At 71.5% G+C, this 6,832-nt stretch carries 5 protein-coding genes; 3 read left to right on the top strand and 2 right to left on the bottom strand.

Going from position 1 to position 6,832, the window contains the following annotated elements; all coding sequences use genetic code 11:
• Window positions 1-366: 366 nt before the first annotated feature.
• Window positions 367-1,548 carry a cation:proton antiporter gene (locus AB0I18_RS26980; RefSeq protein WP_363108156.1) on the bottom strand — a complete coding sequence of 394 codons (1,182 nt, stop codon included), beginning with the start codon at window positions 1,546-1,548 and terminating at the stop codon, window positions 367-369.
• A 292-nt stretch (window positions 1,549-1,840) separates the two neighbouring features.
• Here AB0I18_RS26980 and AB0I18_RS26975 point away from each other — a divergent pair, with 292 nt between their 5' ends.
• The 3 genes from AB0I18_RS26975 to AB0I18_RS26965 are packed head-to-tail and all read left to right on the top strand — an operon-like array spanning window position 1,841 to window position 5,573.
• Window positions 1,841-2,611, top strand: coding sequence for an ABC transporter ATP-binding protein (locus AB0I18_RS26975; RefSeq protein ID WP_363108162.1), 771 nt, complete (start codon window positions 1,841-1,843; stop codon window positions 2,609-2,611).
• A complete protein-coding gene (locus AB0I18_RS26970; RefSeq protein WP_363108155.1) occupies window positions 2,611-5,097 on the top strand; it encodes an FtsX-like permease family protein in 2,487 nt (828 codons plus the stop codon). Before AB0I18_RS26975 ends, AB0I18_RS26970 begins: the two co-directional genes overlap by 1 nt.
• Window positions 5,094-5,573 (top strand): HD domain-containing protein, encoded by a 480-nt coding sequence (locus tag AB0I18_RS26965; RefSeq protein ID WP_363108154.1) that lies wholly within the window; start codon window positions 5,094-5,096, stop codon window positions 5,571-5,573. The genes AB0I18_RS26970 and AB0I18_RS26965 overlap by 4 nt, the downstream gene beginning before the upstream one ends.
• Window positions 5,574-5,595: 22 nt before the next feature.
• Here the strand turns inward: AB0I18_RS26965 and AB0I18_RS26960 are convergent, their stop codons facing one another.
• Window positions 5,596-6,768 carry an acyltransferase family protein gene (locus AB0I18_RS26960; RefSeq protein ID WP_363108153.1) on the bottom strand — a complete coding sequence of 391 codons (1,173 nt, stop codon included), beginning with the start codon at window positions 6,766-6,768 and terminating at the stop codon, window positions 5,596-5,598.
• Window positions 6,769-6,832 lie beyond the last annotated feature (64 nt).

Raw genomic sequence — 6,832 nt, 5'->3', positions numbered from 1 at the left:
TGGGATATCCAGTCATGGCACGTTGCCGCGGCGATCGGACACCCCGACACGACCCCTCACGCCGGAGAGCCGAGTGCGGGTGAGTGGGGCCTGCGGTGCAGACCCCGACCCCGCCTCACGGCCGTTGCCTTTGTCTTTTTGTCTTTTAGGGGCGCGGGGAACTGCGCACCCAGCCCCCACCGCCCCGCAGTGATGACACCGTCCCAAGGCCCCCGTCTTTTGTCTTTTCAGGGGCGCGGGGAACTGCGCGACAAGCCACAGCCGACCCGCACCGTACAAACAAACCCGACGGGGGTCTGGGGGCGGAGTCCCCCAGTTTCGGGAAGGGGTGGGGTGGGGGAAAGGAAACCGCCCACGGCCAGGCGGTCAGCCGACCCCGGCCGGCTCCCGCACATCGGCATCGACACCGGCCCTACCCCCAGGCAACACCCGAGCCAGCCACCCGGACTGCCCCGCAGCAAGCGGCCCGAGAACAGCCAGCACCAGCACATACCCCGCGATGAAGGGCGACAACCGCTCGTCCAGCCCCGCCCCGGCAGCCATCGTGGCAAGAATGAGCGCAAACTCCCCCCGAGCAAGAAGAGTGGTGGAGATATTGGCGGCAGGCCCGGCCCCGAACCCGTACACCCGCGCCGCCCCAAGCCCCGCCAACACGTTCATGACCAGCGTCACCGCCACCGCGACGAGCACCGGCCACAGCACAGTGGCAAGGTCACCCGGATCGATGGAGAGCCCGAACGCGAAGAAGAAGATCGCGCCGAAGGCGTCCCGCAGCGGATGGACCAGCGTGCGTATGCGCCCGGCGGACGCGGTACTGCCCAGCATCAGCCCGACCATGAACGCCCCGATCGCGTCCGCCACCCCGAACCACTCCGAGACCCCCGCCATGAACACCGCCGCCCCGAGGAACGAGATGACCAGCAGTTCGTCGTCCTTGGTGGCGAAGAGCCGCCCCACGACCCGCGTCCCGAACCGCGCGGCGAGCGCGAGCAGCAGCAGGAAGCCGAAGGCCTTGCCGCCGTCGAGGACGGCCGAGGCGAGGGAGTCGGCGCCGGACAGGACCGGCTGCAGGGCGGCCAGGTAGAGGGCGAGGAAGATGTCCTCGACGACGATGATGCCGAGGATCGGCTTGGTCTCGGGGTTGCCAAGACGGCCGGTGTCCACCAGCACCTTCGTCACGATGGCGGAGGACGAGATGCCGAGCACCCCGGCGAGGACCAGCGCCTCGGAGGTGCCCCAGCCGAGGGCGAAGCCGAAGCCCAGGCCCGCGCCGACGTTCAGCGCGAGGTAGGTCCCGCCGGCGAGCGCCATCTTGCGGCCGCCCGCCTTGAGGTCGTCCATGTGGAATTCGAGGCCGAGGTAGAAGAGCAGCAGCACCAGGCCGAGCGCGGAGAGCATCTCCATGTCGTGCGGGTCCGAGACGAGCACGATGCCCGGTGTGTGTGGGCCGAGCAGGATGCCGGCCAGGATGAAGAGGGGGATGGTGGGGAGTCCGATACGGGCTCCCGCGCGGGCGAGTATCGCGGCGGCCAGAAACGCGCCGCCCATGGCTATCAGGATGTCTGCGTGTCCGATGGGCCCGTTCCTCCTTGGTTGAGCTTGGTCAAGAGAGTGTCAAGGAATCGTCAGTAATTAGTTTACCAAACGATTCGCCGACGGTTCTGGGTGGGGTTGTCCCCACCTCGACTCGGCGGCCGTCCTCATGGCCCCGGGTGGCCCTGGATCCGTAGCTTCGAGGACATGACACCGAGCGGGCTACGGATACGGATATGGATAGGGAAGGGCGGACCTGGCCATGGGGCTGCGTAAGAAGCGGTACACGGCCGGGGCCGGGGGCGCCATGCCCGGCGAGGTGAAGGTGACTGAGGTGGGGGACTGGGCCGTCGAACTCCGGGGCGTACGGCGGCAGTACGGTCGCGGTTCCTCCGCCGTGCACGCCCTGCGCGGCATCGACCTGGCCCTCCCGCGCGGCAGCTTCACCGCCGTGATGGGGCCTTCCGGCTCCGGCAAGTCCACGTTCCTGCAGTGCGCGGCCGGGCTCGACCGGCCGAGCGGCGGGACGGTACGGCTGGGCGGTACGGAGATCACGGGCCTGAGCGAGAACAAGCTGACGGTGCTTCGGCGTTCGCGTCTGGGGTTCGTCTTCCAGGCGTTCAATCTGCTGCCGTCGCTGACCGTCGAGCAGAATGTGGTGCTGCCGATGCGTCTCGCCGGCCGCCGCCCGGACCGGCGCCGGGCGGCGGAGGTGCTCGCGCAGGTCGGCCTCGACGGGCTCGCCCGCCGCCGTCCGGGCCAGCTCTCCGGTGGGCAGCAGCAGCGCGTCGCCATCGCCCGCGCCCTCGTCACCCGGCCGGATGTCGTCTTCGCGGACGAGCCGACCGGCGCGCTCGACACGACCACCGCCGCCGAAGTCCTCGGGCTGCTCCGGCAGGCCGTGGACGGCCTGGGCGCCACGGTCGTCATGGTCACCCACGACCCGGCGGCTGCCGCCTGGGCCGACCGCGTCCTGTTCCTGGCCGACGGTTCGATCACCGACCACCTCGAACGAGCCTCCGCGGACCGGATCGCGGCCCGTATGGCGCTGCTCGCCGGCGTGCGAGTGGCCGCCTGATGTTCGCCCCCAACGGCCTCGCCCGCGCCGCCGTCCGCTTCAAGCCCGCCGCTTTTGTGGGCACGTTCGTCGCGCTCGCCATGGCCGCGCTGATCGTGACTGCCTGCGGCATCCTTCTGGAGACCGGGCTGCGCGCGTCGGTGCCGCCCGTCCGCTACGCCGACGCACCCGTGGTCGCCGCCGCCGACCAGCGCGCCCACCTCGTCACCGGCCACGGCGACGACCGCGAGGACGACGCCGTGCCGGTCCCGGACAGGGCCTGGCTGGACGACTCCCTGGTGGAGAAGGCCGGTTCGGTGGCCGGGGCCCGGCTCGCCGTCCCGGACGTGACCTTCCCCGTCCAGGCGAGTACGGGTACGGGTACGGGTGAACACGCGCGTGCCGGTGAGGAGTTCACCGCGCACGGGTGGGGATCCACCGCCTTCACCGGCGAACGGCTCACCGCGGGCCGGGCGCCCGGGGCAGGGGAAGTCGTCCTGACGAAGGGCGCTGTCGGCGACCGCGTGACCCTCACCACCGCCGACGGCCCCCGCGCCTTCCGCGTCTCCGGCCTGGCCGAGGCGGGGCAGGCGGCCGGGCAACCCACCGCCTGGTTCGCCGACACCGAAGCCGTACGGATATCCGGGCACCCCGGCCGTATCGACGCCATCGCCGTGCTCCCGAAGGACGGGGTGTCGGCCGGGACCCTCAAGTCCCAGGTGGCGCAGGCCCTCGGCAACCGTGCCGAGGTCCACACCGGTGACGACCGAGGTGCCGTCGAGGACGCCTCCCTGGCCGGTGCCAAGGAGGTGCTCGCCGGAATCGGCGGTTCCTTCGGCGGTATCGCCGCGACGGTCGCCGTCTTCACGGCGGCGGGCACGGTCGCGCTGTCGGTCGCCCAGCGCGCCCGCGAGTTCGCCCTGCTGCGTGCCATCGGTACGACCCCGCGCCAGATCCGCCGCTCCATCGCCACCGAGAACCTCCTGGTCGCCCCCCTCGCGGGCCTGGTCGGCTGGCTGCCCGGCATCGCGCTGGCCCGCTGGTGGTTCGGGCAGCTCAAGGACAAGGGGGCGATTCCGGAGGCCGTCGACCTGTCCGTCTCGTACATCCCGCTCGTGTCGGCGGTGGGCGCGGTCCTCGTCGCCGCGCTGCTCGCCGGGTACACGGCCGCCCGCCGCCCGGCCCGGATCAAGCCGGGCCAGGCGCTCACCGAGGCGTCCGTTGAGCGGCTGCGGCCGGGCTGGATCCGTACGCCCCTGGGTATCGCGGCAGCCGTCGGCGGCTTCGTCTGCGCGGGGCTCGCCGCCTCGCTGACCGGCGAGGACGCGGCCAACGCGGCGCTGGGCATCGTGATGCTGTTCATGCTGGCCGTGGCACTGCTCGGACCGCTGGTCGCGCGTGCCTGCGCCGCCCTGTTCGGGCTCCCGCTGCGCGGTGCGGGCGCCGCCGCCTCGCTCGCCGCCGCCAACTCCCGTACCAACGCCCGTCGGCTGGCCTCCGCGATCACCCCGATCGTCCTCGCGATGGCCTTCTCCTCCGTCCTGGTCTTCATGCACACCAGCGAGGAGCGGGTCACCCAGGAACAGCAGCGGGACGGCATCGTGGCCGACCACATCGTGACCGCGGACGCGGGAACGGGTCTGCCCCCGGACGCCGTACGCGCCGCCGCCCGCACCCCCGAAGTCACCGCCGCCGTCGGTCTGTTGAAGACCGATGTCCTCTTCAGGGCGAACGGCTTCCTCGACTCGGCCACCACCCAGGGCGTCACGGGGTCCGCGCGGGACCTGGCCCGGGTGCAGGACCTCGAGGTCGACAAGGGCGCCCTGTCCCTGAAGCGGGGCGAGATCGCCGTCGACGCCTCCCTCGCCCGCACGGCCGACGTCGGCGTGGGCGACCGCCTGAGCCTGCGCCTCCCCGACGGCATGAAGGCGTCGCCGACGATCGTGGCGACGTACGGACGCGGCATGGGACTGTCCCAGATCACCATGAACCACGCCGACCTGGCGACCCACGTCAGCTCCTCCTTCGCCACCGAGATCTGGACGAAGGGCGGCCGCGCCACCGATCTGGGGGAGCTGGGTACGGTCCTGGACCGCGGCGACTACACCGCCGCCCAGTCCCTGGACCGCGAGCTCAACGAATGGGCGAACACCGTCATGGCGGCCGTCCTCGGCGGCTTCGCGGCCGTCGCCGCCGCCAACACGCTGGTGATGACGGTCCTGGACCGCCGCCGTGAGCTGGGCACGCTGCGGCTGCTCGGCTCCACCCGCCGCCAGGTGATGCGCATGATCCGCTGGGAGGCCCTCCTGGTCGCACTCGCCGGGATCGTCCTCGGCACGGCCATCGCGCTCGCCACCCTCGTCCCGATGACGAAGGGCCTGACGGGCCAGGCGCCGTACATACCCCCGCTGTTGTACGGCTCCTTCGTGGCGGCCGTCCTGCTGCTCGGGCTGACGGCGGCGACGGCCCCGGCACGGGCGGCGATACGCGGCACACTCGAACCATGACCGAGAAAGAGCGCCGGACCGCCGAGCACACCCCGCTGACCCTCACCGAGGTCGAGTCCCTGGCCCGCGACGCGCACGCCGCCCAGACCGACAAGGCGGGGCGGCCGTACGCAGAGCACCTCCAGGCCGTGGCCGACGGGGTGCGGGCCCGCGGCGGCGACGAGGAGCAGATCGCCGCAGCCTGGCTGCACGACGCCGTCGAGGACGAGGTGCTCGCCGAGGACTGGCTGCTCCACGAGGCCGCGCTGTCCCGGCGTACGAAGGACATCGTGCTGGCGCTGACCAAGCGGGCGGGCGAGCCCCCGGAGGCGTACGCCGGGCGCATTCTGGCCACCCCGGGGGCCTCGCTGGTGAAGGAGTCCGACCTGGCCCACAACGCGGACCCGGCGCGACTGGCGGTCCTCGACGAGCCGACGCGGGCCCGGCTGACCCAGAAGTACGCGAGGATGCGCGCACTCCTGGGCCTGCCCGGCTAGCCGGGCAGGCCCTACGGCTTACTTACTTGGCCCGGTCGCGGGCCAGTTCCGCGGCGTCCCGCTTGAACGCCCACTCCATCTTCGGCTCCATCGCGAAGCGGAACATGCGCTGGACGGGCGGGGTGCACAGCAGGGTGATGACCGTCGCCGCGACGAGCGTGACGAAGATCTCGCCGAGCGGCTTGTACAGCCAGGTGTAGTCGTCGTACCAGCCCCAGAAGCGGGAGCCCTTGGCGAGGAAGCCGTGCAGCAGGTAGCCGTACAGCGTGCCCGCGCCGAGCACCGTGAACCACATCTTGCGGCGCGGCACCCACGACAGGAAGCAGGCGGTGAGCACCAGCGAGCAGCCGAAGAGCGCGAGCGTCATCACGACACCGGCCCACCACGGAGTGCCCAACTCCTGCGCGCTGTCCCGGTGGTAGAACCATGCGGACGTCATGCGCGGAGCCGCCCAGTACGCCACGAGCACCGCGATCGCGAACGCCGGCACCGACAGGATCCGCATCTCGCGGCGCCGCATCAGCTGGAAGTGCTCGGGCTTCATGAAGAGGCCCACCACGAAGAACGGCAGGAACTGCAGTACCCGTTGGAGGTCCAGGTCGTCGCCGATGTCGGGCGAGACGGAGGCGAGGACCGCGATGGCGAGCGCCAGCGGCACCGGCCAGCGCACGACCTTCCACAGCGGAACGGTCATCCGCCACACGAACAACGCGACCAGGAACCAGGTGAGATACCAGGGGTCGAGCAGGCTGATCGGGTGGGTCGGGTCGTCGTCGCCCCACTTCTTGAAGAGGGAGTACGCGACCTCGAAGAGGACGTACGGCACGGCGATGCCGGTGATCAGCCGCTGGAGCCGGTCGGCGCGCATGTCGAAACTGCGGGAGAAGTAGCCGGAGATGAGGATGAAGGCCGGCATGTGGAAGGTGTAGACGACCATGTAGAGCGCCTCGGCGGCGCGGCTGTGGTCGGTCAGCGGCTCCCAGGCGTGACCCATCGCGACGAGCACGATGGCCAGGTACTTGGCGTTGTCGAAGAACGCGTCGCGCTGCTTGGCGGGCTTGGCGCCGGGCTGGGCGGGGGCTGTACCCGGCTGCCGGGTCTGCGGTGGTCGCGGGCTCGGCACTCCCTGCGCCGCTGTCTGGGCCGGCGGGAGCGGAGACCTCTGATGGCCGTGCGGGCGGAGCGAGTTCGTCACAGACCCTCCCACCAGGAACTGGGGGAGACGATCCGGGACCTCGCTGCGCGTGCGGGGGACGGGG

The sequence above is a fragment of the Streptomyces sp. NPDC050704 genome (assembly GCF_040654355.1).
GTDB lineage: Bacteria > Actinomycetota > Actinomycetes > Streptomycetales > Streptomycetaceae > Streptomyces.
This window is presented reverse-complemented; position numbering and strand designations above follow the sequence as displayed.

What these genes read in the sequence shown, in the direction of transcription:
- AB0I18_RS26965 (WP_363108154.1), top strand. Translation starts at nt 5,094, where the DNA reads ATGACCGAGAAAGAGCGCCGGACCGCCGAGCACACCCCGCTGACCCTC.
- AB0I18_RS26980 (WP_363108156.1), bottom strand. Translation starts at nt 1,548, where the DNA reads ATGGGCGGCGCGTTTCTGGCCGCCGCGATACTCGCCCGCGCGGGAGCC.
- AB0I18_RS26975 (WP_363108162.1), top strand. Translation starts at nt 1,841, where the DNA reads ATGCCCGGCGAGGTGAAGGTGACTGAGGTGGGGGACTGGGCCGTCGAA.
- AB0I18_RS26970 (WP_363108155.1), top strand. Translation starts at nt 2,611, where the DNA reads ATGTTCGCCCCCAACGGCCTCGCCCGCGCCGCCGTCCGCTTCAAGCCC.